2 rRNA genes (1 of these 2 cut by a window edge) are annotated in these 2500 nt (G+C 54.6%); both read right to left on the reverse strand.

Going from position 1 to position 2500, the window contains the following annotated elements:
- Positions 1–34: 34 nt before the first annotated feature.
- A 5S ribosomal RNA gene (gene rrf / locus AWH62_RS08025) occupies positions 35–149 on the reverse strand.
- 98 nt (positions 150–247) lie between these two features.
- Positions 248–2500 (reverse strand): 23S ribosomal RNA (locus tag AWH62_RS08030) (it continues 540 nt past the right edge of the window).

Raw genomic sequence — 2500 nt, forward strand, 5'->3', positions numbered from 1 at the left:
GATATTTGTGGAGGATATTGGATCTATCGTGCAGACCGGGCAGCGACCTACTCTCCCACGCCTTAAGACGCAGTACCATCGGCGCTAGGGGTCTTAACGGCCGTGTTCGGGATGGGAACGGGTGTGGTCCCCCTGCAATAACCACCCGGTCAGCGCGATAGATCCAAGGATTGAAGAGACATTCTGATCTGTATTTTCGAGGTGTTGCTTTTGTTCGACGAAGCGTTCGCCGGACATGAGCATCTTCAAGATCAAGACAATCGAGTAATTAGTACCAGTCAGCTTCACGTGTCGCCACGCTTCCACATCTGGCCTATCAACGTGGTGGTCTTCCACGACTCTCAAGGGAAAACTGGTTTTGAGGGGGGCTTCCCGCTTAGATGCATTCAGCGGTTATCCCTTCCGTATATAGCTACCCTGCTATGCTGCTGGCGCAACAACAGGTCCACCAGAGATACGTCCACCCCGGTCCTCTCGTACTAGGGGCAGCTCCTCTCAATTTTCCGACACCCACGGCAGATAGGGACCGAACTGTCTCACGACGTTCTAAACCCAGCTCACGTACCGCTTTAATTGGCGAACAGCCAAACCCTTGGGACCTGCTCCAGCCCCAGGATGCGATGAGCCGACATCGAGGTGCCAAACAATGCCGTCGATATGGACTCTTGGGCATCATCAGCCTGTTATCCCCGGCGTACCTTTTATCCGTTGAGCGATGGCCCTTCCATGCGGGACCACCGGATCACTATGGCCGTCTTTCGACTCTGCTCGACCTGTCAGTCTCACAGTCAGGCGGGCTTATGCCATTGCACTCAACGAGCGATTTCCGACCGCTCTGAGCCCACCATCGCGCGCCTCCGTTACTCTTTGGGAGGCGACCGCCCCAGTCAAACTACCCACCAGACAGGGTCCCGGACCCAGGTTCATGGGCCGCGGTTAGATATCAACAATTATCAGGGCGGTATTTCAAGGATGTCTCCACCAAAGCTGGCGCCTTGGTTTCATAGACTCCCGCCTATCCTACACAAATAATCGCTAATACCACTGTCAAGCTGTAGTAAAGGTGCACGGGGTCTTTCCGTCTGACCGCGGGAACTCCGCATCTTCACGGAGAATTCAATTTCGCTGAGTCTATGCTGGAGACAGCGGGGAAGTCGTTACGCCATTCGTGCAGGTCGGAACTTACCCGACAAGGAATTTCGCTACCTTAGGACCGTTATAGTTACGGCCGCCGTTTACCGGGGCTTCAATTCGGAGCTCTCACTCCTCCTTTTAACCTTCCGGCACCGGGCAGGCGTCAGACCCTATACGTCGTCTTGCGACTTCGCAGAGCCCTGTGTTTTTAGTAAACAGTCGCCACCCCCTGGTCTGTGCCCCTCCACACTGGTTGCCCAATGCAGAGGCTCCCTTCTCGCGAACTTACGGGAGCAATTTGCCGAGTTCCTTCAGCATAGTTCTCTCAAGCGCCTTGGTATGCTCTACCAGTCCACCTGTGTCGGTTTGGGGTACGGTCTCATGTGGGAGCTATTTCCAGGGACCTCTTCGCCGCCAGTTCAATCCGATAAGGACTGACGACACACGAGATCCGTCACTACCCACTGGTGCAGGAATATTAACCTGCTTCCCATCGACTACGCATTTCTGCCTCGCCTTAGGGGCCGACTAACCCTGCGCTGATTAGCATTGCGCAGGAACCCTTGGACTTTCGGCGAGAGGGTCTCTCACCCTCTTTGTCGCTACTCATGTCAGCATTCTCACTTCCGATACCTCCAGCAGCCCTCGCGGGTCTGCCTTCATCGGCCTACGGAACGCTCCGCTACCACTCGATCAAAGATCGAATCCGCAGCTTCGGTGTATCACTTAAGCCCCGTTACATTTTCCGCGCAGGAGCGCTTGACCAGTGAGCTGTTACGCTTTCTTTAAAGGATGGCTGCTTCTAAGCCAACCTCCTGGTTGTCTAAGCACTCCCACATCGTTTCCCACTTAGTGATAACTTAGGGACCTTAGCTGGCGGTCAGGGCTGTTTCCCTCTTCACTACGGACCTTAGCACCCGCAGTGTGTCTGCCTCGCATTACTCCATGGTATTCGGAGTTTGGTTAGGTTTGGTAAGTCGTTGGGACCCCCTAGCCCATCCAGTGCTCTACCCCCATGGGTATTCACGAGACGCTCTACCTAAATAGATTTCGCGGAGAACCAGCTATTTCCGGGTTTGATTGGCCTTTCACCCCTAGCCACAAGTCATCCCCGTCTTTTTCAACAGACGTGGGTTCGGTCCTCCAGTGAGTGTTACCTCACCTTCAACCTGCTCATGGCTAGATCACCCGGCTTCGGGTCTCATCCCTCGAACTCAGTCGCCCTATTAAGACTCGCTTTCGCTACGCCTACACCTATCGGCTTAAGCTTGCTCGAGAGACGAAGTCGCTGACCCATTATACAAAAGGTACGCCGTCAGGCTTGCGCCCTCCGACTGCTTGTAGGCGTCCAGTTTCAGGGTCTGTT

It is taken from the genome of Maricaulis sp. W15, assembly GCF_001924955.1.
Taxonomy (GTDB): Bacteria; Pseudomonadota; Alphaproteobacteria; order Caulobacterales; family Maricaulaceae; genus Maricaulis; species Maricaulis maris.